We start from the raw sequence: 21,833 nt of genomic DNA on the forward strand, positions 1-21,833 counted from the left end.
CCCTGGTCCATGCGCCGTAGGCACCCCTTTGTAGACGTCAAGAGCAGGCACGCCACATCGATGCGTACAACATGCCCGAAGTTCGAACAAGTGGCCTAATTGGAGCTATAGCGCAATCCACGCTCCCTGACGCGAGGAGGAGCAAGAGGGCCTTGCCACTGAACTGAACACCAAGCTCCGCACGGGCAATGAGCGCAGCCACGGCGGCTGACCGTGAAGTCAACACCATGTACCGGAGATGGGTGTTCCCCTCCGGGGGCGAGGCCCAGGACGTGATCCGGCGGCGTGTTTTGTTCCCGCGGGAGCTGGAGCGTTACGCGGCAGCCGCAGGGTTTGAGGTCGTGGAGATGGTCGGTGAGTCCGGGGGTACCGGGCTCACCGGGGCGACTGCGTACACCGTGGCCCGGTACACGCGCTGACGCGCCCTGCGCCCGGCCGTCACACCGAGGCGGGCGAGCGTCGCCACGGGCGGCACAGGGCCGCGAAGCACGTCAGTGATGCCAGGGCACACGTCAGTTGGACCACTGCCATCGGGACCGCCGTCGACTCGCCCGCGATGCCGACCAGGGGCGACGCGATCGCGCCGATCAGGAACGACGACGTACCGAGCAGCGCGGACGCCGAGCCCGCCGCGTGCGGGGTGCGCATCAGGGCCAGGGCGTTGGTGTTGGGGAGGGCCAGGCCCATCGACGACATCAGTACGAAGAGGCCGGCCGCGACCGGCACGAGGCCGACCCTGCCGAATACGCCCGTAGTCATCAGGAGCAGGGCCAGGGACGCCAGCGCGATGAGGATCAGCCCCGTTGCCAGCACCTTGTCCATGCTGACCCGGCCCACCAGCAGCTTGCCGTTGATCTGGCCGACCACGATCAGGCCGACCGAGTTGATGCCGAAGAGCAGGCTGAACGTCTGGGGCGACGCGCCGTAGATCTCCTGGACGACGAAGGGGGACGCGGCTATGTACGCGAAGAGCGCCGCGAAAGCGAGGCCGCCGGCCAGCACGTAGCCGGTGAACACGCGGTCCGCGAACAAGGCGCGCATCGTACGGAGAGCCTCGCCCACGCCCCCCTCGTGCCGCCGCTCCACCGGCAGCGTCTCGTGCAGCCACTTCCACACCACGAGGGTGAGGACGAGGCCGACGCCGGTGAGGACTACGAAGATGCCGCGCCAGTCCGTGAGGCGGAGTACCTGGCCGCCTATGACAGGCGCGATGACCGGCGCGACCCCGGAGATCAGCATGAGGGTGGAGAAGAAGCGCGCCATCTCCACGCCGTCGTAGAGGTCACGGACCACCGCCCGCGCGATCACGATGCCCGCCGCCCCCGCGAGCCCCTGGAGCAGGCGGAAGGCGATCAGGAGCTCGGTGGAGGGCGCGAAGGCGCAGATCGCGGTGGCTACGACGTACACCAGCATGCCGAGGAGAAGCGGCTTCCGGCGGCCGAACCTGTCGCTCATCGGGCCGACCACCAGCTGCCCCAGCGCCATGCCGGCCAGGCACGCGGTCAGCGTGAGCTGCACCGTCGCGGCAGGCGAGCGCAGGGATCGCGTGACCTCGGGGAGGGCCGGGAGGTACATGTCCATGGAGAGCGGGGGCAGTGCGGTCAGTCCGCCGAGCACCAGGGTGACCAGGAGGCTTGTGCGCCGGGCCGTGCGGGCGGAAGCGGCTGGGGCTGCGCTTTCCGCCCCCGTGCCGGATATGTGACCTTGCGTGGACTGGCCTGTCTCCGGCATTCGCATCTCCATTTCGTTGAATCTGCACCTATGCTCTCAGCTCGTCCAGAGTGGTCGAGACCTTTTTCCTGGGGGCTGGGATGAGCAAGGAAACCGTACGGTGGGGCGTGCTGGCGACAGGCGGTATCGCCTCGTCGTTCACCACGGACCTGATGGCGATGCGCGAGACCGACGGCGCGGAGGTCGTCGCGGTCGCGTCCCGTACGACGGAGAAGGCGAAGGCGTTCGCCGACCGGTTCGGGATACCGCGGGCGTACGGAAGCTGGGCGGAGCTCGCCGCGGACGAGGACATCGACGTCGTGTACGTCGCCGGCCCGCACTCCGCGCACCGGGAGGCCGCCGCCCTGTGTCTGGAGGCGGGACGGGCGGTGCTGTGCGAGAAGGCGTTCACGCTCAACTCGCGCGAGGCGCAGGAGCTGGTCGCCGTGGCCCGGCGCCAGGACCGCTTCCTGATGGAGGCGATGTGGATGTACTGCAACCCCGTCGTCCGGCGGCTGGCGGAGCTGGTGCGGGACGGTGCGATCGGTGAAGTACGGACCGTACACGCCGACTTCGGGCTCGCCGGGCCGTTCGACGCCGAGCACCGGCTGCGAGACCCCGCGCTCGGCGGCGGGGCACTCCTTGACCTCGGCGTGTACCCGGTGTCGTTCGCGCATCTGCTGCTGGGCGAGCCCGACCGCGTACAGGCGGACGCACTCCTGTCGCCGGAGGGCGTCGACCTGAACACCGGCATGCTGCTCGGGTGGGATTCGGGTGCGACGGCGCTGCTGAGTTGTTCCATCACCGCCGACACCCCTATCACGGCGGCCGTGACGGGGACGAAGGGCCGGATCGAGCTCGGGCGCGGCTTCTTCTACCCCGACCGGTTTGTGCTGCACCGGAACGGGGCTCAGGACCCGGAGGAGTTCACCGCCGGGATCGACAGCCGTCACAGCCTCCAGTACGAAGCCGCCGAGGTCATGCGCTGCCTGCGCGCGGGCGAGAAGGAGTCGCCGCTCGTGCCGCTGGACGGCAGCCTCGCCGTCATGCGGACACTCGACGCGGTACGCGACCGCATCGGCGTCCGGTACCCGGGCGACGAACGCTAAGCGGGCTTCAGGCCCGGGTTCCCCGCCTCCGTCACCAGCGACGCCGCCGTCGTCACCGGCGCGCCGGGCGTCGTCACCGCGGACACCGTCCGGAAGTCCGCGCGCGCCACGTCCTCGCCGAGCGTGACCGTCGTGTAGCCGCGCCTGCCGTTGTAGAACTTCAGGTGGGCGTTGCCCTGCATCAGCCGGTCGTAGTTGGCGGGCCGCTCCGCGCCGTCCTTGCCGCTGGATATGGAGGTGGTGACGAACTCCGTGCCGACGGTGCGTGAGTCCGCTCCCTCGAAGTCCTTCTTCAGGTCGAAGGCGTACGAGACATGGACGTCGCCGGTGAGCACCATGAGGTTGTCGACGCCCGCCGCCTCCGCCCCGTCGAGCACCCGCTTGCGCGAGGCCGGATAGCCGTCCCACGCGTCCATGCTGACCTTCGGGTCGCCCACGCTGCGCCGCCGGGCGAAGGTGACCTGCTGCGGTACGACGTTCCACAGCGCCCGCGACTCGCGCCAGCCGTCGATCAGCCACCGCTCCTGCTCCGCACCCAGCATGGTGCGCGAAGGGTCCTCGGACTCGGGACCCGGCAGCTGCCAGCCGTCGCCGTACGCCTGGTTGGAGCGGTACTGGCGGGTGTCGAGGATGTCGAACTGCGCGAGCCGCCCGAAGCGCAGCCGCCGGTAGAGCCGCATGTCGGCGCCGTCGGGCCGCTGCGGGGCGCGCAGCGGCTGGTTCTCCCAGTAGGCGCGGTACGCCGCCGCCCTACGCAGCAGGAATTCCTCGGGCGGTACGTCGTTCTCGGGGGTTCCGCCCGCGTAGTTGTTCTCGGTCTCGTGGTCGTCCCAGGTGACGACGAAGGGGTGCGCGGCGTGCGCGGCCATCAGGTCCGGGTCGGACTTGTAGAGGGCGTACCGCAGCCGGTAGTCCTCCAGCGTGACCGTCTCGCGGTTGAAGTGCGCGGGCAGCCGCCGGTCGGTGTAGGCGCGGGCGCCGCCGACGCCGTTCACCGCGTACTCGTACAGATAGTCGCCGAGGTGGAAGACGACGTCGAGGTCCTCGTCCGCGAGGTGCTTGTACGGGGTGAAGTAGCCGTCGTGGTACGCCTGGCAGGAGACGGCGGCGAGCCGCAGCTCGCCGATGTGCGCGTCGCGGGCGGGAGCCGTGCGCGTACGCCCCACGGGGCTGATCCAGTCGCCCGCGCGGAAGCGGTAGTAGTAGACACGGCCGGGTTCGAGCCCGCCCGCCTCGACCCGCACGCTGTGGTCGAACTCGGGGTGCGCGGTGACGTGGCCGCGCCGGACGGTGCGGCTGAAGCGGGCGTCGTGCGCGAGTTCCCAGCGCACCTGGACGCGGGCCTGCGGCAGGCCACCGTCCGGTTCGTACGGCTTCGGGGCGAGTCTCGTCCACAGGAGTACGGAGCCGGGAAGGGGGTCCCCGGACGCGACGCCGAGGGTGAAGGGGTCGTCAGCGATCTTCTTGGCGTCGAACTCCGCGGCCTGGGCGGTCCCCGGGAGATTCGTCGCGAAGGCGAGCGCGGCGGCCGCTCCGGTGACGGTGAGGAACCTGCGGCGGTGGATGTGCCGTGCGGCGGCCCGCATTTCGTGGCCGTGACCCGATGTGGCCGATGCGCCCAGTACGACCGGTGTGATTGTCATCTGCCCCTCCCCTGACGGCTGTTGTCAGAGGTATTGGAGTGGCACGGGGCGTCGCCGCGCTTTCATGTACGTGTCACGTACGCTGCTGGGCCATGAACCCTCAGACGAAGACCGCCGTCGTGACCGGAGCGGGCTCGGGCATCGGCCGGGCCGTCGCGATCGCCCTGGCCGGGGCGGGCTGGTCGGTGGCGCTGGCAGGACGGCGTACCGCGACCCTCGAAGAGACCGCGCAGGAAGCGGGCGGCGAGACCTTGTGCGTACAGGCGGACGTGTCGATTCCGGACGACGTGAACGCCCTCTTCGCCGCCGTACGCGAGCAATACGGACGCCTGGACCTGCTCTTCAACAACGCGGGTACGTTCGGGCCTCGCGGTGTGCCGCTGGAGGACATCAGGTACGAGGAGTGGCGCGCGGTCGTCGACGTGAACGTCACGGGCGCGTTCCTGTGCGCGCAGGCGGCGTACCGGCAGATGAAGGATCAGGACCCGCAGGGCGGGCGGATCATCAACAACGGCTCGATCTCGGCGCACTCGCCCCGGCCGCACTCCATCGCGTACACGACCACCAAACACGCCATGACGGGCCTGACCAAGTCCCTGTCCCTCGACGGCCGGCCGTACCGGATCGCGTGCGGCCAGATCGACATCGGCAACGCGGCGACGGACATGACGGAGCGCATGCAGGCCGGAATCCTCCAGGCGAGCGGTGAGCTGATGGCGGAGCCGGTGATGGATGTACGGGACGTGGCGCGCACGGTGCTGCACATGGCGGAGCTCCCGCTAGAGGCGAATGTGCAGTTCGCGACGGTGCTGGCGACGACGATGCCGTACGTCGGGCGAGGCTGAACGATCACGGGAACACCTGAGCGGCTTCCGCCGTTGGGCGCGATATGAAGTCATCCACTCACACCGACGTCCTTCGCTACACCGCCTTCTCCACCGACCCGGAGGGCGGCAATCCGGCGGGCGTCGTCCTGGACGCGGCCGGGCTCGACGAGGCGGGCATGCTCGCCGTGGCGGCCGAGCTGGGTTACAGCGAGACCGCGTTCCTCACGGAGGAACTGGAGCCCGGACGCGCCTTCACCGTCCGCTACTTCAGCCCGAAGGCCGAGGTCCCGTTCTGCGGCCATGCCACGGTCGCGACGGCTCTCGCGCTCGCCGAGCACCAGGGGCGCCCCGGCGACCTGGTCTTCGAGACGCAGGCCGGTACGGTCCCGGTGAAGGTGACGGAGAGCGCCGACGGTACGTACCGCGCCACCCTCACCAGCGTCGAGCCGCGCGTCGAGGACGTGGCGGAGGGTGATGTGGCGGAGGCGCTGGCCGCGCTGGACTGGCCGGCCGCCGACCTGGACCCGGCGTTCCCGCCGCGCATCGCGTACGCGGGTGCCCGGCACCTGATCCTGGCGGCGGCGACCCGCGAGCGGCTGGCGCGGCTGGCGTACGACTTCGAGGGGCTGGCCGCGCTGATGCGCCGCCTGGACCTGACGACGGTGCAGCTGGTGTGGCGGGAGGACGCGACGACGTTCCACGTCCGCGACCCGTTCCCGGTGGGCGGTGTCGTCGAGGACCCGGCAACGGGCGCGGCGGCGGCGGCTTTCGGGGCGTACGTACGCGAACTGGGCCTGGTCCCGGCGGATTCGACGCTCACCCTGCACCAGGGCGTCGACATGGGACGCCCCGGCGTCCTGACGGTCGAACTCCGCGCGGACGACGCGCGGATCAGGGTCGGCGGCGCGGGCGCACGCATCCCGGAAAAGGTGTCCGGCGGCCCGAACGCGTAAACCCCTGACCGGACCGGGTCGTTGCGCAGGGTGCGCCCCTATACTCCTACTCCTCTTCACAATTCACACACACGGAGTGCACCTTGCGCATACATGTTGCCGCTCTCGCCGCCGCAGCGGCGTCCCTGCTCGTCGTCGCCACCCCCGCTCAGGCGGCCGCGCACCAGGGCGGACTGCACCTCGGGAAGATCCAGTACAACAGCCCGGGCAGCGACAACCGCAGCAACACCTCGCTGAACGCCGAGTGGGTCGAGATCCACAACAACACGGGCTCGGCGATCCAGCTCAGCGGCTACAAGCTGAAGGACAACGCGAACCACACGTACACCTTCGGCACGTACCGGATCGGCGCCTACAAGACGGTCCGCGTCCACACGGGCAAGGGCACGAACACGGCGGCCGACCGCTACTGGGGCCGCGGCTCGTACGTCTGGAACAACACCAGCGACAAGGCCCGCCTGATCAAGCCCAGCGGCACGCAGCTGGACTCATGCTCCTGGACGACGAGCAACAACGGCACGAAGTACTGCCACTGACGAACCGCAGCGGCGGCAATCCCCCGGAAGAGGGGCATTGCCGCCGCCGCTGGTCAGGGTGGAAAATGACGGTCACGGGCCCTGCGCGCACGGAAGAAGATGCGGGCCATGAACCGCAGGCCGCTCACCACCGCCGTCCTCGCCCTCACGCTGACCACGGGCACCGCCCTTGCCGCATGCGGCGGCGGAAACGACGTGGGCCAGAAGAACGACGACAGCGGTGCCGTCACGTCGCAAGAGACCAGACCGCGCGAAGACACCCCGCCGCCACGCGAAGACACCGCCCCTGCAAGCGAGGACACGCCGCCGCCACGCGAGGGCACCACCTCACCCCGCGAAGAGCCTCCCCCCAAGCCACCTCCTGAGCCACCTCCCCCCCAAGCCACGCCCTGAGCCGCCTCCCAAGCGCTCTCCAGAGCCCTCTCCTCCAAATGAGCCCGCCCCTCACGGCGAAAGAGAGGAGAGGGAGGAAGAAACGGAGAGTAAGCCTCCCGAACCACCCGTCACCGAGAGCCGATCGACCGTGGTCGAGCGAATAGTTGACGGCGACACAATCGAGGTCAGCGGCGACGGCGAAATCCTCCCTAGGGAGTCAGCACTGCGCGTACGCCTTCTGGCGATCGACGCCCCTGAGGAAGGAGCCTGCTACAGCGACGAAGCAACCGCACGCACAGAGCAGCTGTTGCCCGTGGGCTCGACGGTTCGTATCGAACGGGACAAGGACCTCAAGGACAGGTACGACCGCTACCTGCTGTACGTCTGGAATGAACAAGGCGAGTTCGTCAACGAATCCCTGGTGCGTACGGGGCACGCCGAGGCGGTTCTCTTCGAACCCAATGACAAGCACTGGCCGACCGTCTCGCAGGCCGGCGACGCCGCCGAGCTGAATGACTCAGGCCTCTGGTCCGCCTGCGGCACGGAAGCAGAAACTCCCACACCCCCCGACACTCCCCCACCGGCCGACACCACGCCCCCCGCCGACATCCCGGAGCCGACCGTCCCCGAGGGCGCCTATCCCCCCGGCCCACCGCCCGGCCCGGACCTCGATTGTTCGGACCTCCCGGGCCCCGTCATGGTCGGCTCCGACGACCCCCACCGCCTCGACCGTGACGGAGACGGCATCGGTTGCGAATGAGCTGAACTGATCCCAGTCTCCGGAAATCCTGGAGGACCGAACTATGCGTGGTTCCGGTGTCCCAGCCGGGAAGATGAGCCCCACCGGGAGCGTCCTATGGGCGCTCATACCCCTCTTCACGCTCGGGCTGGGCACATTGTTCGTACTCGGGTGGGCGGTGCACCGGCTGAGGTCGCTCGGTCTCGCTCTCAGCGCTTTCGTAGCGCTGATCATGACGGTCATCGCGCTTTCGCTCGTTGACTCGCCCGATGGCTCAACCTCGAGCACTGTGGCCACGTGGATTATTGTCGCGCTGATAGGCGGCGGCCTCACAGCCACGTTCGTGACTCGGCCACGGCTGGTTGACCCGGCCCACAGCTATCGCACGAGCAAGAGAGACCCGGTCGCGGAGCCCACGTGGTCGCCCCGCCCCACTCAGTCAGCGCCTGGAGCTGTGGATCCTGCCATTGACGACGCTCTCGAACGTCGGCGGCGACGGGCCGAAGCCCGGCGCCTCCTCGAACGTGATCCCGCCCTCGCACGAGAACTGCTGATCGGCCGACCAGATCTCCCCCGGCGATACGACGACGGCGGCCTCGTGGATGTCAACCACGCACCGGTCGCGGTTCTTGCCGCGCTGCCGGGCTTCACACCGGAAATGGCCGAACGGGTGGCCGAAGCCCGCGTCGAGCACCATGGCTTCGACTTCGTCGAGGAGCTGGAGGCCTATGCCGACTTGCCGCAGGGGCTCGCGGACGAACTCGCGGAACGGTTCGTCTTCCTCCGAATAGCCTCGGACCCGCCTAGGCCTGCCCCGTCTCGAAGCGGGCGATCTTTCCGCCGTCGATGATGAAGTCCCAGGCAGTGCGCATCTCGCCCAAGGCCTCATTGCGGTAGCGGACCAGCAAGGAACGGCCGCCCGCCCTCTCCGACTCGACGTCCATGTGCCCGGCCGAGGAGAAGATCTCCCGCTCCGTCCACTCAGCCAGGTCCCTCTCGGTCCCGTCGTCAGACATGGTGGCCGCGGGGGCCAGAGCGTCCTGGAAGGCCGCGCGGTCGTTGGCGTTGACCGCTGCGACGAACGCGCGCACGGCCGGCTCCGAAAGCTGATCGACAGACATGACCACGGGGAGTCTCCTCATTCGTTTCGGCGCCGTCGTCAAGGATGCGCACACTCACCGGCCCGCGCACCTGCGGCGGCTGCGACCAGGTCGTCGGCGCCCTGGGATGTGCCCCGTTGCGGCATTACGCTCAACTGGCCGTGCGGTCCTCTCCCGCCGGCCGACGACAAATGGCGAGCGCCTGCCCTGACCTGGGGCAGGTCAAGGGCGGCAGACGAGTCGGGCTGTACGCCGGGTTCTGTCGCCCGGTCGCCTCGCGGCGGCCGGGGAGACGGCCATCCATCTAGGACCGGCGTTGCCGCCGGCCTCGTGCGGTCTACCCGCGGACTCGGGCGGGCAGCCCTCGATCGTCCGCGCAAGGCCGTCTTGCGACGGCCTCTCTTGACCTTGCTCCAGGTGGGGTTTACCTAGCCGCCTGAGTCACCTCAGGCGCTGGTGGTCTCTTACACCACCGTTTCACCCTTACCGAGGCCCGTACGGATACGGCCCCCGGCGGTCTGTTTTCTGTGGCACTGTCCCGCGGGTCACCCCGGGTGGCCGTTAGCCACCACCTTGCCCTGTGGAGCCCGGACGTTCCTCGGGAAGATCCGAAGATCTCCACGCGGCCGTCCGCCCGGCTCGTCTGCCGTGCCGACCATGCTACCCGCCAGGTCGGCCGGGTTGACCTTGCCGCAGCGTCAGGGTTTCTACTGGCCCCATGCGGATCGGAAAAATCGCCGCCCTCGCCGGGGTCACCACCCGGGCCGTGCGGCACTACCACCACCAGGGCCTGCTGCCCGAGCCCCCGCGGCTGGCCAACGGTTACCGGGTGTACGGGGTACGGCACGCCGTCGTCCTGGCCCGGATCAGGCGGCTGACCGAGCTCGGGCTCGGACTCGACGAGGTGCGGGACGTTCTCGCCGACGACGCGGGGGCCGAACTCGCCGTTGTACTGCGCGAACTCGACGCGGACCTCGCCCGGCAGGAGGCGGAGATCCAGCGGCGGCGCGAGCGGCTGGCCGGGCTGCTGGCACAGGCCGAGGCCGGGACGCTGCCCGCCGAGGGGCCCGTCTCGCCCGCGCTGGCGGAGCTGCTGGGCGGGCTGCCGGTCACCGATTCGCCGTCGGCGGCGAAGGACCGGGAGCATCTGACGCTGCTGGCCGGCGGTGAGGGGAGCGAGCGGGTCCTGGAGGCGATGGCTCCGCTGACCCGGGACCCGCAGGTGGTCGCGTTGTACGAGCGGCTCGACGAGCTTGCCGAAGCCCCGCGCGACGACCCCCGGATCGGACCGCTCGCCGACGCGCTCGCGGCAGCCGTCCCGGACACGGTGGTCGCGGCGATCCCGGCGGAAGGGCCCGCCGCCGCTGCGGGTGCGTACGGCGAAGCCATGCTCGCGGACTTCGCTCCTGCCCAGGCCGCGGTCGTACGACGAGTGATGGAGCTGCTCGCGGACAGGATGCGGCGGTGAGGGGGCGGGCTGCCGCGGTCTTTGTCGTGGCGGCCGAATTCGCCCTGGTTGCCTGCCTGCTGAGCGGCATTGACGTACCCCGTGCGGTGGTCTTCGCGGCCGAGGTGGTGTTGCTTGCCGCGCTGGTGTGGCAGGCGGTTCGCGTGTGGCGGTTGTACGTCGGTGGGGGCTGGGCCGCGGTGCGGGCCGCCGCCCCGGTGCGGGTGGTGCGGCTCGTCGGGCACGAGCTGCGGGCGCTGCACAGCCTCGCGCTGTGGGTGGCGCGCCGGCGGCACGGGGTCGGGCCGGGGGCGTACGCGGCGCCCTACACCGGGCCGCAGACGGCGATGATGTACGGGCTCGTCTTCGTCGCCGTCGTCGAGACCGTGATGCTGGCGCTGCTCATTCCGTGGCCGCTGGTGCACCAGATCGTGTTGTTCCTGGACGTCTACACGATCGTCCAGATCCTCGGGCTGCACGCCGGCTGCGTGACCCGGCCGCATGTCGTCGGCGCGGACGGGTCGCTGCGGATCCGGTACGGCGGGTTCTACGACGTCCGCGTGCCGACTTCCGCGATAGGGACCGTACGCGTCGAACGCCGCTACACCGACGCCAAGGAGACCGGCGTCCTAGGCCTTGGCGTGGGCGGGCAGACGACCGTGCGGCTGGAGCTGACCCGGCCCATCGCCTACTTCCGGCCGCTTGGGGCGCGCCGCGAGGCGCGGGTCGTGCGCTTCCACGCCGACGACCCGGGCGCGCTCGTCGCCGCCGTCACGCGGGGGCGAACACCACCTTCGCCGATCCCGGGTCCGCCTGCGTGAGCCGTACCCTGATCCGCTCCCCCAGCGGGAGGTCCCCGTCGCCGCCCTCCACGCGGCCGACGACCGCCACGTCCTCCAGGTGGACGACGCCGACGGCCCGGTCGCGCTCCTGCACATCGACCACACGCGCGTTGAACAGCTCGCCCACTCGGTCCTTGAGCAGCGCCGCCTCGACGATGTCGACGCACTCGCGCTCGACGGCGCTCGCCCGCCGCGTCCCCAGCTCCATCTCCGCCGGGAGGCCGGGCAGCGCCTCCCGTACCCACTGCGGCGGCGGCTCACCCGCGACGGCGGCGACGCACAGCTCGCCCGCGTAACGGTCGACGAGGCGGCGCAGCGGGGCCGTGGAGTGCGTGTACGGGGCGGCTACCGCCGCGTGGACGGCGGGGACGGGCACCTCGCCGTTCGTGAAGACGGTGTAGCCCGCGCCGCGCAGCAGCGTCGTGCACTCCTGGAGGAACGCGGCGTGCGCGGCCTTCGTCGGGTCCAGGGAGCGGACGATCTCGGCGTACGACGTGTGATGCGGCCACTCGATGCGCAGCGCCTTCGCGGACCGGCGCAGGCGCGCCACCTCGCCGAAGGGGGCTGCGGGCAGGGTGCGCAGGATGCCGGTGCCGGTGGCGGTCATCAGGTCGGCGGCGGCCATGCCGGTGAGGAGGGAGATCTGGGCGTTCCAGCCGTCGGCGGGCAGCGGGGCGCGGAAGCCGAGGATGTACGAGTCGCCGTGCTCGACGATCTCCTGCTCCGGTACGTTCAGCGAGATCCCGCCGCGCTCGCGCTCCAGCTTCTCCCGCAGCAGCCCGATGTCGCGGAGCAGCGCCACCGGCTCCTCTGCGGTGCCCGCGTCGATCTGCTGCTGGACGCCGGAGTAGTCGAGCCTGGCCCGGCTGCGGACGAGCGCGCGGCGGACGTCGACCGCCTCGGTGCGGCCGTGCGTGTCGAGGTCGATGCGCCACAGGAGGGCGGGGCACGTCTGGTCGGGAAGCAGGCTCGCCGCGCCCTCTGACAGTTGCGGCGGGTGCAGCGGAACCTTCCCGTCCGGGAAGTACAGGGTCATCACCCTGCGGTGCGCCTCGGCGTCGATCGCACCGCCCGGTGCGACGAAGGCGGCCACGTCCGCGATCGCGTAGTGCACGCGATAGCCACCGCCCTCGCGGCGGGCCAGGTGCATGGCCTGGTCGAGGTCGACGGAGCCCGGCGGGTCGATGGTGAACAGGGGGATGCCGGTCGCGTCGTACGCGGGCAGCCGCGGCGCCTTCGCGGCCTGTTCCGCTTCCGCGAGGACCTCGGCCGGGAACTCGTCCGATACATCGAGCGTGGTCCGCAGCGCGCGCAGGGCTGCCCGGAGCGGAGCCTCCGGTGCACCGGTCACATGGATATGGCGGCGGGGCATGGTCCGAGCGTAGGCCGGGTGGGGCCGGGCGGCACGGCGGGATCCGCTTACCCTGGCGTTTTGGGTTTTGGTGTGTACGTATCCCGCTCCGAAGGAGTTCCGCTGTGCTCGTGCTCTTGCCGCCGTCCGAAGGAAAGGCCGCCAGCGGGTCCGGCGCGCCCCTGAAGCCGGAGTCCCTCTCCCTGCCGGAGCTGGCCGGGGCGCGGGCCGCGGTGCTGGACGAGCTGGTGGAGCTGTGCGCCGCCGACGAGGAGAAGGCCCGGGTCGTCCTCGGGCTGAGCGAAGGGCTGCGCGGCGAGATCGCCAAGAACGTCGAGCTGCGGACCGCCGGGGCGCGGCCGGCCGGGGAGATCTACACGGGCGTGCTGTACGACGCGCTGGGCCTCGCCACCCTGGACGCGGCCGCGCTGGGGCGGGCCCGGCAGTCGCTGCTGGTGTTCTCCGGGCTCTGGGGCGCGGTGGGAATCGGCGACCGGATCCCGTCGTACCGCTGCTCCATGGGTGTGAAGCTGCCGGGGCTGGGGGCGCTGGGGGCGTACTGGCGCGAGCCGATGGCCGCCGCGATGCCGGCGGCCGCCGGTGACGGGCTGGTGCTGGACCTGCGGTCGTCGGCGTACACGGCGGCCTGGAAGCCGAAGGGGGACGTGGCGGGCCGGACGGCCACGGTGCGGGTGCTGCACTCGCAGATCGACGCGGCGGGGGTCGAGAAGCGGTCCGTGGTCAGCCACTTCAACAAGGCGACGAAGGGGCGGATCGTACGGGACCTGCTGGTGGCGGGAGCGGCGCCCGCCGACCCGGCGGAGCTGGTGTCGGTGCTGCGGGATCTGGGGTACGTCGTGGAGGCGTCGGAGCCGGCGAAGGCGGGGAAGGCGTGGGGGCTGGACGTGGTGGTCAGCCAGATCCACTGAGGTGTCGTTGCATGATGCGCAACGCTCGTTGCGTGTCATGCCTGGCGGCGGCAGGATGGCGCGCATGACTTCCGTGCTCGACCTCGCGCCCGTCGTCCCCGTCGTTGTCCTGGAGGGCGCCGCCGACGCCGTGCCGCTCGCGCGGGCGCTCGTCGCGGGCGGATTGCCGGCGATCGAGGTGACGCTGCGGACGCCCGCCGCGCTCGACTCGATCCGCGCCATCGCGGCGGAGGTGCCGGACGCGGTGGTCGGGGCCGGCACGGTGATTTCCCCGGCGGGCGTCGACGACGCTGTCGCGGCCGGGGCACGGTTCCTGGTGAGCCCCGGATGGACGGATGCGCTGCTGGGCGCGATGAAGGCGTCCGGGGTGCCGTTCCTGCCGGGGGTTTCGACGGCTTCGGAGGTCGTGGCGCTGCTGGAGCGGGGCGTGACGGAGATGAAGTTCTTCCCGGCGGAGGCGGCGGGCGGCACGCCGTACCTGAAGTCCCTGGGCGCCCCACTCCCCCAGGCCCGCTTCTGCCCGACGGGCGGCATCACGCTTGCCTCTGCGCCGTCGTATCTGGCGCTGGGGAATGTGGGCTGCGTGGGCGGTACGTGGATGCTCCCGGCGGATGCGCTGGCCGCGAAGGACTGGGGGCGGGTGGAGGCTCTGGCGCGGGAGGCGGCGGGGCTGCGGGCGGGCTGAAGACCCCGGGGGTGGGCAACTGGGGCTCCGCCCCAGTTGCCCACCCCCGGTCCTCAAACGCCGGACGGGCTGAATTTGCCGGGGCGAGGCAGCAGAGGGTGGGCTGGGTGAGCTCAGCCGAACGACAGCGGGAGGGGGTCGGGACCGTAGGGAGCGGTGTTCGGGACGTAAAGCGTGATGTGTGGGCAGGACGCCGGGGAGGCTTTCAGGCGCCCCCGCAGCGCGCCTAAATCGTGCAGTCCCGAATGCCGTTCCCGTAGGGCCCGGCACCCGGAACCACACCACCAACCTCAGCGCAAATGCGACGTGTCGTTCAGCAGGCGCAGCGACGCGTTGCCGTCCGCGTAGTACGCCACCGCCGACAGCGACGCCGCCGACAGTTCCATGCGGAACAGGGACTCCGGCGGTGCGCCCAGCGCCAGCCGTACCAGCGTCTTGACCGGCGTCACGTGGCTGACCACCAGGACCGTGCGGCCCGCGTAACGGGCGATCAGCTTGTCCCGCGTCGTCGACACCCGCCGCGCCACCGTCGCGAAGCTCTCGCCGCCGCCCGTCGGCGCCGCCTTCGGGGACGCCAGCCACGCGTCCAGGTCAGCCGGGTACCGCTCCCGGACCTCGCCGAACGTCAGGCCTTCCCACGCCCCGAAGTCCGTCTCGCGCAGGCCCTCCTCGATGCGTACGTCCAGCCCGAGCCGCGCCGCCACCACGTCCGCCGTCTCACGGCACCGCCGCAGTGGGGAGCTGACGATCTCCTGGACCGTGCCGCGCGCGGCCAGCGAAGTGGCGACCGCCTCGGCCTGGCGGCGGCCTAACGCCGACAGCTCGGGATCCGAACCCCCGCTCCCGGAGAACCGCTTCTCAGGGGTGAGCGCGGTCTCGCCGTGGCGCAGGAGCACGAAGGTCGCGGGCGCACCGAGGTCGGCGGAGGCGCCCCAGCCCACCGTGGGGGTGGGGGCGGTGGCAGGCTCGGGCTCCGAGGCGACCGGGAGGGTCAGCGGCTCGGCCACCGCCGCTCCGCCCGCCGCTCCCCCGGCGAGCGCCGCCCGGGCTTTCGCCGCGCCCGCCGCCGCGTCGCCCACCACACGGGGAGGGACGGAGGCGGAGGCGGAGGCCAGGTCCGCCATGGAAGCCGACGGCTCCCACACCTTGCCCTTCTTGCCCGCGTCCATCGCCTCGTTGGCGAGCCGGTCGGCGTGCTTGTTCTTCTCCCGGGGGATCCACTCGTAGGTGACGCGGACGCGCGGGAAGACCGTCGCGGCCTCGGCCGCCAGCGGCTTCATGTCCGGGTGCTTGATCTTCCAGCGGCCGGACATCTGCTCGACGACGAGCTTGGAGTCCATCCGTACGTGGACAGAGGCATCCGGGGCGAGCGCGTGCGCCGCGCGCAGGCCGGCGATCAGGCCCTTGTACTCGGCGACGTTGTTCGTGGCGACGCCGATGTACTCGGCGGCTTCGGCCAGCGTCTCCCCCGTCTCCGGGTCCAGGACGACCGCGCCGTAGCCGGCGGGTCCCGGGTTGCCCCTGGAGCCGCCGTCGGCCTCGATGAGGAGGCTGCGTCCCATGGCTACAGGCCGGACTCGGACGTACGGACAAGGATGCGGCGGCAGTTCTCGCACCGCAGCACCGTGTCGGGGGCGGCGGCCCGCACCTCGTTGACCTCGGTGATGTTGAGCTCCAGCTGGCAGCCCTCGCAGCGGCGCTGGAAGAGGCGGGCCGCGCCGACGCCACCGGACTGGACGCGGATCTTCTCGTACAGCTTGAGGAGGTCGGCGGGGATGGTGGCGGAGGCGACCTCGCGCTGCTTGGTGGCCGTGGCGATCTCGCCGTCGATCTGCTGGGTCGCGGCGTCGCGGCGCGCGGTCGCGTCGTCGAGCTTGGCCTGGACGGACGAGACGCGCTCGGTCAGCTCGGCGACGCGCTCCTGGACGGACTCGCGGCGCTCCATGACTTCGAGGACGACGTCCTCCAGGTCACCCTGGCGCTTGGCGAGCGAGACGATCTCGCGCTGGAGGTTCTCCAGGTCCTTCGGGGAGGAAACGGCGCCGGAGTCGAGGCGCTGCTGGTCGCGCGTGGCGCGCTGGCGGACCTGGTCGACGTCCTGCTCGGCCTTGGTCTGCTCGCGGGCGGTGTCGCTCTCCTCGGTCTGCGCGGCGACCAGCAGGTCGCGCAGCTGCGCCAGGTCCTTGGTGAGCGTTTCGATCTCGGCGTGCTCCGGGAGGGAGTTGCGCCGGTGGGCGAGCTGGGACAGGCGGAGGTCGAGGGCCTGGACGTCAAGGAGACGGATCTGGTCGGCGGGCGCGGCGTTCAGTTGGGGGCTCCAGAAGAGTGGTGGGTGGTCCAGGGGTCGGTGACCGTCTTCGAGACGTGGACGCGCAGGTCCCATCCGTGACGGTCGGAAATCTCGTCGAGCTGTGCGGCGGCCTGCTCGCACCAGGGCCATTCGGTGGCCCAGTGCGCGGCGTCGATCAGCGCGAGGGGAGTGTGTTCGCGGGCCTCGGAGGCCGGGTGGTGGCGCAGGTCGGCCGTAACGAAGGCGTCGACTCCTGCTGCCCGTACGTCGGCGAAGAGGCTGTCGCCGGAGCCACCGCTGACGGCGACCCGGGTGATGAGCGCGTCGGGGTCGCCGGCGACGCGGATGCCCTGCGCGGTGGCGGGCAGCCGGGCGGCGACGCGGGCGGCGAAGTGGCCGAGGGTGGCCGGGGGGTCGAGCTCGCAGACGCGGCCGAGGCCGCGGCGGCCGGAGGGGTCGGTGGGGTCGGGGACGAGGGGCCCGGTGACCCGCAGGTCCAGCGCTCCGGCGAGGGCGTCGGAGACGCCGGGGTCGGCGCTGTCGGCGTTGGTGTGGGCGACGTGCAGCGCGATGTCGTTCTTGATCAGGGTGTGCACGGCGCGGCCCTTGAAGGTGGTCGCCGCGACCGTCGTCGTACCGCGCAGGTAGAGCGGGTGGTGGGTGACGATGAGGTTCGCGCCGAGCTTCACGGCTTCGTCGACCGTCTCCTGGACGGGGTCGACGGCGAACAGGACCCGGGTCACTTCTGCGTCGGGTTCGCCGCAGACCGTACCGACCGCGTCCCAGCTTTCGGCCCGCTCGGGGGGCCAGAGGGCGTCGAGTGCGGCGATGACTTCAGACAGACGGGGCACGCAGACAGGTTACCTGCGCTGCGTGCCCCGCCGGCCATGGCGTACGCGGCCTGCTTCCACCAGGACCGCTAGCCGGTCAAAGCGTCCTTCGGCTGCCCCTTCTTCACGGCGCCGAGCTTCTTCCAGAGGGCGTTGTCCTCGGCCTTGTCCCGGCTGATGGCCTTGGGGTCGCCGTAGACGCCGGTGAAGATCCAGTCGCCGTCGGCCTCGTCGATCTTCTCGGGGCTGATCTCGGCGGCGAGGTCGTTGATCCGCTGGTTCGCCGGTCGCGGCAGGCCGGCGTCTTCAAGGATGGTGCCGATGAAGGAGGCCTTCGCGTACAGGCGGATCTTGCCGGGGAGGTAGCGGACCATCGAGACGGTGGGCTTCTTGCCGCTTTCGCCGACGTCCGTGCCGAGCTGCTTCGCCTTCTTCTCGTACACGGCGAGCCTGGTCTTCGCGTCGGCGCTCTTGTCGAGGGCGGCGGCGTCGAGGACGACGACGCGCTGGGGCGCGGCCTTCTTGTCGCCGCTGCCAGTTTTCTCCTGGCTCTTGGTGCCGGCGTCGCCGCCCGCGCAGGCGGCGAGGGCAAGGGCCGCGGCCACGGCGAGGGAGACTGCGGCGGCACCGCGGCGTCGTACGGACATCAAGAGCTCCTGAGGGGCGGGTTAGGTCCGCCCTGCTTTATCGCCACGGGTGTACCGCCCAGCACACCCGCCCCCGTCATCTCAGCCGAATCAGGCGATGGCCACCCTTATGTGTGAAGTGCGCGGTCTCGTGTTGTTCGGCAGGAAGTGCGAAAACTAGCTTCGGTCGCCGGAGGTGATGGCCTGATGACGGCCTGTGCCATCGAGACCGCGGCCGACGGCGACGCGGTGCGCGAGGCGGCGTTCACGATCGCCGCTGACGGTTCCTACGCGGCGCGGCTCGCGGGTGAGGGAGACGCCCGGTTCCCCGAGCGGTGGACGCTCGACGGACCCGAGCCCTACGCCGTGCCACTGCCGGCCGACCAGCCCGAGGAGCCGGACACCGGACTGCTGCCGATGACGGACGGCCGGGTGCTGATCCACCGGCGGGAGGGAGGCGCCTCGCACGCCTTCGGCAGCGGCGGGGGCCGGCACTGCTTCTCGCTGCTGTATCCGACGGGGCCGCGGACCGGGGAGCTGCCGGTGGGCGCGGTCGAGTGCGAGCGGCTGGAGCTGCTGCCGCCGGCCCCGGACGGCTCACGTGCGTACGCCCTGTCCGTGGGCGCACTGTCCACCACCGTATGGCAGGTGGCGGGTGGCGCCTTCGGGCCGGAGTACGTCGCCGAGGTCGCGGGGCGCTGCTCGGGCGGCGTATGGCTCGACCGTACGGGACGGATGCTCGCCCTGGACCGGGAGACCGACGGGGTGACGAAAGCGGTGGCGGTCGACCTGGAGCGGGGCGGGGAGGTGACGCCGCTGCTGCAGATCGCGGAGGGCAGCAACGACCGGCTGCTGCTCGCGGATCCGGACAGCGGGCTGTTGCTGATCCGGTCGGACGCGCCGGGGCGCGACCGGCTGGGGTGGGGTGTGCTGGGGAGCATGCTGCCGGTGCGCTTCCCGGAGTGCCTGGCTCCGGCCGACTGCGCGGTGACGCCGTTCGCGGTGCAGCCGGGGCAGGTACTGACGCCGGAGAGCTGCGCGGTGGCGCTGCGGGTGGACGGGGTGGCGGGGAGGAGCTGGGTCGGGGTGTGGCGGCCCGCCGGGCGGAGGCTGCATCACCTCGCGGCGCCGGAGGGATGGTTGGCGGGGGCGGGGCTCTGGACGCGGGACGCGGTGCTGCGACTGCCGTACGTGACGGGGGCGGTGCCGTGCGGGGTGGCACGTGTCGGCGCCCCGGAAGACGCGGTGATCACTGAACCCCCACAAGTCGAACCCGCAGGTGGGGAACCATTCCGGGTTCCGGACACTCCTGTGGTGTGCAAGCCCGTACCGCTCCAGCAGGCGCCTCTCACGGGGCGCGGGGCACGTGATTGACTCGGTCCCGGGCTACGCGGTCGTTGCGGCTGAACGCCGACGGTGACGGCGGAAGCGGGCCTTGCACCACTGAAAGTGATCGCAGCGATTCCAGGGGATTTCCCAACATGTCTGAAACCCGAACCGACACGACCCACACGCGGCCGCAGCCTTCGGCCGCCGAACGGGACGACGCCGGCCACCGCTCCGGCAGGCACCGCGGGGGTGCGGCCGCGACGGAGGATTCCAACACTCCGGCGCACGGGCGCCACCGCCGGTCGTAGGGGCCTACCCGTAACTGGGGTGCTCGTAACTGGGGCGCTGCCCCGCAGACCCCGCTCCTTCAAACGCCGGAGAGGCTGGATGGTGCGGCCGAATCCAGCCCGTCCGGCGTTTGAGGGCGGGCAGGGGAACAGCGCCGCAGGCAACCCCGCGTCACCCCCGCTTCAGGCCCAGCACCTCCGCCGCCGCGAACGTCTCGCTCGCCGGCCGCCCCTCGAAGTGCGGCGACAACCGCTCCGCCAGCTCCTCGTACGAGAAGACCTCCTTCGCCGTATCGAACTTGGCCGCCACCTTCGGCCTTTCCATGACCGCGACCATCCCGCCATGCACGACGAGCAACTGCCCGTTGACCCTCCCCGCGGCCGGGGACGCGAGATAACCGACCAGCGGCGACACATGCTCCGGGGCCAGCGCGTCCAGCTCACCCCCCGCCGGCTCCGCGAAGCCCGCGAACACGTCCTCCGTCATCCGCGTACGCGCACGCGGGCAGATCGCGTTCGCCGTAACGCCGTACTTCCCCAGCGCCAGCGCCGTAGACGTCGTCAGCCCGACGATCCCGCCCTTCGCCGCCGCGTAGTTCGGCTGCCCGGCCGACCCCGCCAGGTACGCCTCCGACGACGTGTTGACGATCCGGCCGTAGACCGGGCCGCCCGCCGCCTTGGACCGCGCGCGCCAGTGCGCCGCCGCGAAATGCGTGGTGTTGAAGTGGCCCTTGAGGTGGACGCGGATGACCGAGTCCCACTCGTCCTCGGTCATCGAGAAGATCATCCGGTCCCGGAGAATCCCCGCATTGTTGACCAGGATGTCCAGCTTTCCGTACGTATCGACGGCCAACTGAACCAGCGCGCCAGCCTGTTCATGGTCCGATACGTCGCCGAGGTGGGCCACGGCCCGCCCGCCCGCTGCCAGGATCTCCGCGGCGACCTCCTCCGCCGGGGCCGCCGACGCCTCGCCCGAGCCGTCGCGCCCCGGCTGCCCGTAGTCGTTGACGACGACGCTCGCGCCGAGCCGGGCCAGTTCCAGGGCCTCCGCGCGGCCGAGGCCGCGCCCCGCGCCCGTGACGATCGCGGACAGGCCGACGAGTGGCAGTGACATCGAAGACATCCAAGCCCCCTCAGATCTCGATGCACGTGCGCAGGGCCTCGCCCGTACGCATCTGGTCCAGGGCGTCGTTGATCCCGTCCAGCCGCACCCGGTGGGTGATCAGGCCGGCCAGATCGATCCGGCCCGCGCGCCAGAGCGCGATGGCCCGCTCGTACGAACGGAGCACGCCGCCGCCCCCGTACATCGACGGCAGAATCCGCTTCTCGTCGAAGAACAGCTCGAACATGTTGACCTGGAAGAAGTCGTCCATGGCCCCCGCGCCGACAACGCACAGCGTGCCGCCGCGCCGCGTCGTCTCGTACGCGGTCCGGGCCGTGGCGGACTTGCCGACGACCTCGAAGACGTAGTCGAAGCCCTCGCCCGCGGTAACACGCTGCTTGGCGTCGGCGAGCTCGTCCGGTGACACGGCCTCCGTCGCGCCGAACCTCAGCGCCGCCTCACGCCGCGACGCGACCGGGTCGACGGCGACGATCTGCGCCGCGCCCTGTACGCGCGCGCCCTGGACCGCCGAAATCCCGACGCCACCACACCCGATGACGGCGACCGACGAACCGGCTTCCACCTGCGCCGTGTTGATGGCCGCCCCGAGCCCCGTCGTCACTCCGCAGCCGATGAGCGCGGCGATCTCGTACGGCAGGTCGTCCGGAATCGGTACGGCGCAGCCCGCGTCCACCACGACCTCCTCCGTGAAGGTGCCGGTCCCGGCGAAGCCGAAGACGTCACCGCCGGGGCGCTTGAAGTTGGGCGTACCCGCGTTCATGAGCCCGGCCAGGCACAGGTGTGTCTGGCCGCGCTTGCAGGACGGGCAGGCGCCGCAGGCGGGCAGCCAGCAGACCAGCACCCGGTCCCCCTGGCTGAGGCCCGTGACGCCGTCACCCACGTCGATGACCTCGCCCGCGCCCTCGTGCCCCGGGATGAAGGGGGCCGGCTGGGGCAGTACGCCGCTCATCGCGGAGACGTCGGAGTGGCACAGCCCGGTCGCCCGGACGCGGAGCTTGACCTTGCCGGGCCCGAAGCCCACCGCCTCGACGTCGTCGAGTACTTCGAGCTTGTCCTGCCCTATCTCGTGCAGTACGGCTGCGCGCACGGTACGGCTCCCTTC

At 71.2% G+C, this 21,833-nt stretch carries 23 protein-coding genes, 1 other RNA gene and 1 pseudogene; 13 read left to right on the top strand and 12 right to left on the bottom strand.

Annotation, left to right across the window (positions count from 1 at the left end):
• Positions 1 to 188 precede the first annotated feature (188 nt).
• Positions 189 to 419 (top strand): hypothetical protein, encoded by a 231-nt coding sequence (locus tag J7E96_RS33665; RefSeq protein WP_251070816.1) that lies wholly within the window; start codon positions 189 to 191, stop codon positions 417 to 419.
• Between the two features lie 19 nt (positions 420 to 438).
• Here J7E96_RS33665 and J7E96_RS33670 read toward each other — a convergent pair whose 3' ends face one another.
• Complete coding sequence (locus tag J7E96_RS33670) at positions 439 to 1,731, bottom strand: Bcr/CflA family multidrug efflux MFS transporter (protein WP_215137147.1); 1,293 nt, start codon at positions 1,729 to 1,731, stop codon at positions 439 to 441.
• Positions 1,732 to 1,811: 80 nt separating this feature from the next.
• On the opposite strand from J7E96_RS33670, the gene J7E96_RS33675 reads away from it, so the two are divergent.
• Positions 1,812 to 2,819 carry a Gfo/Idh/MocA family protein gene (locus tag J7E96_RS33675; RefSeq protein WP_215137150.1) on the top strand — a complete coding sequence of 336 codons (1,008 nt, stop codon included), beginning with the start codon at positions 1,812 to 1,814 and terminating at the stop codon, positions 2,817 to 2,819.
• Here the strand turns inward: J7E96_RS33675 and J7E96_RS33680 are convergent.
• Positions 2,816 to 4,462, bottom strand: coding sequence for an alkaline phosphatase (locus tag J7E96_RS33680; protein ID WP_374196749.1), 1,647 nt, complete (start codon positions 4,460 to 4,462; stop codon positions 2,816 to 2,818). The genes J7E96_RS33675 and J7E96_RS33680 overlap by 4 nt on opposite strands.
• Positions 4,463 to 4,554: 92 nt before the next feature.
• On the opposite strand from J7E96_RS33680, the gene J7E96_RS33685 reads away from it, so the two are divergent.
• From J7E96_RS33685 to J7E96_RS38610, 4 genes are all read left to right on the top strand, one after another.
• On the top strand, positions 4,555 to 5,307 hold the full coding sequence (locus tag J7E96_RS33685; RefSeq protein ID WP_215137152.1) for an SDR family oxidoreductase: 753 nt from the start codon (positions 4,555 to 4,557) through the stop codon (positions 5,305 to 5,307).
• A 44-nt stretch (positions 5,308 to 5,351) separates the two neighbouring features.
• Positions 5,352 to 6,242 carry a PhzF family phenazine biosynthesis protein gene (locus tag J7E96_RS33690; RefSeq protein ID WP_215137153.1) on the top strand — a complete coding sequence of 297 codons (891 nt, stop codon included), beginning with the start codon at positions 5,352 to 5,354 and terminating at the stop codon, positions 6,240 to 6,242.
• 83 nt (positions 6,243 to 6,325) lie between these two features.
• A complete protein-coding gene (locus J7E96_RS33695) occupies positions 6,326 to 6,778 on the top strand; it encodes a lamin tail domain-containing protein (RefSeq protein ID WP_215137155.1) in 453 nt (150 codons plus the stop codon).
• Between the two features lie 523 nt (positions 6,779 to 7,301).
• Positions 7,302 to 7,913: a thermonuclease family protein gene (locus tag J7E96_RS38610; protein WP_215137157.1), complete on the top strand. Its 612-nt coding sequence runs from the start codon at positions 7,302 to 7,304 to the stop codon at positions 7,911 to 7,913.
• Between the two features lie 418 nt (positions 7,914 to 8,331).
• Here the strand turns inward: J7E96_RS38610 and J7E96_RS37935 are convergent, their stop codons facing one another.
• Positions 8,332 to 8,589 (bottom strand): hypothetical protein, encoded by a 258-nt coding sequence (locus tag J7E96_RS37935; protein WP_251070817.1) that lies wholly within the window; start codon positions 8,587 to 8,589, stop codon positions 8,332 to 8,334.
• On the opposite strand from J7E96_RS37935, the gene J7E96_RS38960 reads away from it, so the two are divergent.
• Positions 8,491 to 8,742, top strand: coding sequence for a ComEA family DNA-binding protein (locus tag J7E96_RS38960; RefSeq protein ID WP_374196752.1), 252 nt, complete (start codon positions 8,491 to 8,493; stop codon positions 8,740 to 8,742). The genes J7E96_RS37935 and J7E96_RS38960 overlap by 99 nt on opposite strands.
• On the opposite strand, the gene J7E96_RS33710 is transcribed toward J7E96_RS38960, so the two are convergent.
• Positions 8,696 to 9,013, bottom strand: coding sequence for a nuclear transport factor 2 family protein (locus tag J7E96_RS33710; RefSeq protein ID WP_251070818.1), 318 nt, complete (start codon positions 9,011 to 9,013; stop codon positions 8,696 to 8,698). The genes J7E96_RS38960 and J7E96_RS33710 overlap by 47 nt on opposite strands.
• A gap of 211 nt (positions 9,014 to 9,224) precedes the next feature.
• Positions 9,225 to 9,634, bottom strand: an RNA gene (gene rnpB, locus J7E96_RS33715) — RNase P RNA component class A.
• Between the two features lie 76 nt (positions 9,635 to 9,710).
• On the opposite strand from rnpB, the gene J7E96_RS33720 reads away from it, so the two are divergent.
• Both J7E96_RS33720 and J7E96_RS33725 read left to right on the top strand, forming a co-directional pair.
• Entirely contained in the window at positions 9,711 to 10,460 is a 750-nt protein-coding gene (locus tag J7E96_RS33720) for a MerR family transcriptional regulator (RefSeq protein WP_215137164.1), read from the top strand.
• Positions 10,457 to 11,260, top strand: a complete 804-nt coding sequence (locus tag J7E96_RS33725; protein WP_215137166.1) for a hypothetical protein — start codon at positions 10,457 to 10,459, stop codon at positions 11,258 to 11,260. Before J7E96_RS33720 ends, J7E96_RS33725 begins: the two co-directional genes overlap by 4 nt.
• Here J7E96_RS33725 and J7E96_RS33730 read toward each other — a convergent pair.
• Positions 11,211 to 12,653 (bottom strand): RNB domain-containing ribonuclease, encoded by a 1,443-nt coding sequence (locus J7E96_RS33730; RefSeq protein WP_215137168.1) that lies wholly within the window; start codon positions 12,651 to 12,653, stop codon positions 11,211 to 11,213. The genes J7E96_RS33725 and J7E96_RS33730 overlap by 50 nt on opposite strands.
• Before the next feature lie 104 nt (positions 12,654 to 12,757).
• Here J7E96_RS33730 and yaaA point away from each other — a divergent pair, with 104 nt between their 5' ends.
• Positions 12,758 to 13,561 carry a peroxide stress protein YaaA gene (gene yaaA / locus J7E96_RS33735; protein WP_215137170.1) on the top strand — a complete coding sequence of 268 codons (804 nt, stop codon included), beginning with the start codon at positions 12,758 to 12,760 and terminating at the stop codon, positions 13,559 to 13,561.
• A 64-nt stretch (positions 13,562 to 13,625) separates the two neighbouring features.
• Positions 13,626 to 14,246: a bifunctional 4-hydroxy-2-oxoglutarate aldolase/2-dehydro-3-deoxy-phosphogluconate aldolase gene (eda, locus tag J7E96_RS33740; protein WP_215137172.1), complete on the top strand. Its 621-nt coding sequence runs from the start codon at positions 13,626 to 13,628 to the stop codon at positions 14,244 to 14,246.
• Positions 14,247 to 14,536: 290 nt separating this feature from the next.
• Here the strand turns inward: eda and J7E96_RS33745 are convergent, their stop codons facing one another.
• The 4 genes and pseudogenes from J7E96_RS33745 to J7E96_RS33760 form a co-directional block, all read right to left on the bottom strand.
• Positions 14,537 to 15,808 (bottom strand): bifunctional RNase H/acid phosphatase, encoded by a 1,272-nt coding sequence (locus J7E96_RS33745; RefSeq protein ID WP_215137174.1) that lies wholly within the window; start codon positions 15,806 to 15,808, stop codon positions 14,537 to 14,539.
• A 2-nt stretch (positions 15,809 to 15,810) separates the two neighbouring features.
• Entirely contained in the window at positions 15,811 to 16,554 is a 744-nt protein-coding gene (locus tag J7E96_RS33750) for a zinc ribbon domain-containing protein (protein WP_215137250.1), read from the bottom strand.
• Entirely contained in the window at positions 16,551 to 17,387 is an 837-nt protein-coding gene (locus tag J7E96_RS33755) for a Nif3-like dinuclear metal center hexameric protein (protein ID WP_215137176.1), read from the bottom strand. The genes J7E96_RS33750 and J7E96_RS33755 overlap by 4 nt, the downstream gene beginning before the upstream one ends.
• Positions 17,388 to 17,470: 83 nt before the next feature.
• Positions 17,471 to 17,863, bottom strand: a pseudogene (locus tag J7E96_RS33760) (ABC transporter substrate-binding protein); the annotation flags it as partial.
• A 336-nt stretch (positions 17,864 to 18,199) separates the two neighbouring features.
• On the opposite strand from J7E96_RS33760, the gene J7E96_RS33765 reads away from it, so the two are divergent.
• Positions 18,200 to 19,366, top strand: coding sequence for a hypothetical protein (locus J7E96_RS33765; RefSeq protein WP_215137181.1), 1,167 nt, complete (start codon positions 18,200 to 18,202; stop codon positions 19,364 to 19,366).
• A 107-nt stretch (positions 19,367 to 19,473) separates the two neighbouring features.
• Positions 19,474 to 19,629: a hypothetical protein gene (locus tag J7E96_RS33770; RefSeq protein ID WP_215137183.1), complete on the top strand. Its 156-nt coding sequence runs from the start codon at positions 19,474 to 19,476 to the stop codon at positions 19,627 to 19,629.
• Positions 19,630 to 19,780: 151 nt separating this feature from the next.
• Here J7E96_RS33770 and J7E96_RS33775 read toward each other — a convergent pair whose 3' ends face one another.
• Positions 19,781 to 20,722: a 3-oxoacyl-ACP reductase gene (locus J7E96_RS33775; RefSeq protein WP_215137252.1), complete on the bottom strand. Its 942-nt coding sequence runs from the start codon at positions 20,720 to 20,722 to the stop codon at positions 19,781 to 19,783.
• A 19-nt stretch (positions 20,723 to 20,741) separates the two neighbouring features.
• The gene (locus J7E96_RS33780; protein WP_215137184.1) at positions 20,742 to 21,818 is read right to left on the bottom strand and encodes a Zn-dependent alcohol dehydrogenase; all 1,077 of its coding nucleotides are present in this window, start codon (positions 21,816 to 21,818) and stop codon (positions 20,742 to 20,744) included.
• Positions 21,819 to 21,833 lie beyond the last annotated feature (15 nt).

It is taken from the genome of Streptomyces sp. ISL-96, assembly GCF_018614035.1.
Taxonomy (GTDB): Bacteria; Actinomycetota; Actinomycetes; order Streptomycetales; family Streptomycetaceae; genus Streptomyces.

Bases quoted from the DNA above. Each gene is read 5' to 3' on its own strand.
- J7E96_RS33665 (WP_251070816.1), top strand. From the start codon at position 189: ATGAGCGCAGCCACGGCGGCTGACCGTGAAGTCAACACCATGTACCGG.
- J7E96_RS33670 (WP_215137147.1), bottom strand. From the start codon at position 1,731: ATGCCGGAGACAGGCCAGTCCACGCAAGGTCACATATCCGGCACGGGG.
- J7E96_RS33675 (WP_215137150.1), top strand. From the start codon at position 1,812: ATGAGCAAGGAAACCGTACGGTGGGGCGTGCTGGCGACAGGCGGTATC.
- J7E96_RS33680 (WP_374196749.1), bottom strand. From the start codon at position 4,462: ATGACAATCACACCGGTCGTACTGGGCGCATCGGCCACATCGGGTCAC.
- J7E96_RS33685 (WP_215137152.1), top strand. From the start codon at position 4,555: ATGAACCCTCAGACGAAGACCGCCGTCGTGACCGGAGCGGGCTCGGGC.
- J7E96_RS33690 (WP_215137153.1), top strand. From the start codon at position 5,352: ATGAAGTCATCCACTCACACCGACGTCCTTCGCTACACCGCCTTCTCC.
- J7E96_RS37935 (WP_251070817.1), bottom strand. From the start codon at position 8,589: ATGGTGCTCGACGCGGGCTTCGGCCACCCGTTCGGCCATTTCCGGTGT.
- J7E96_RS33710 (WP_251070818.1), bottom strand. From the start codon at position 9,013: ATGTCTGTCGATCAGCTTTCGGAGCCGGCCGTGCGCGCGTTCGTCGCA.
- J7E96_RS33720 (WP_215137164.1), top strand. From the start codon at position 9,711: ATGCGGATCGGAAAAATCGCCGCCCTCGCCGGGGTCACCACCCGGGCC.
- J7E96_RS33730 (WP_215137168.1), bottom strand. From the start codon at position 12,653: ATGCCCCGCCGCCATATCCATGTGACCGGTGCACCGGAGGCTCCGCTC.
- eda (WP_215137172.1), top strand. From the start codon at position 13,626: ATGACTTCCGTGCTCGACCTCGCGCCCGTCGTCCCCGTCGTTGTCCTG.
- J7E96_RS33745 (WP_215137174.1), bottom strand. From the start codon at position 15,808: ATGGGACGCAGCCTCCTCATCGAGGCCGACGGCGGCTCCAGGGGCAAC.
- J7E96_RS33765 (WP_215137181.1), top strand. From the start codon at position 18,200: ATGACGGCCTGTGCCATCGAGACCGCGGCCGACGGCGACGCGGTGCGC.
- J7E96_RS33770 (WP_215137183.1), top strand. From the start codon at position 19,474: ATGTCTGAAACCCGAACCGACACGACCCACACGCGGCCGCAGCCTTCG.
- J7E96_RS33775 (WP_215137252.1), bottom strand. From the start codon at position 20,722: ATGTCACTGCCACTCGTCGGCCTGTCCGCGATCGTCACGGGCGCGGGG.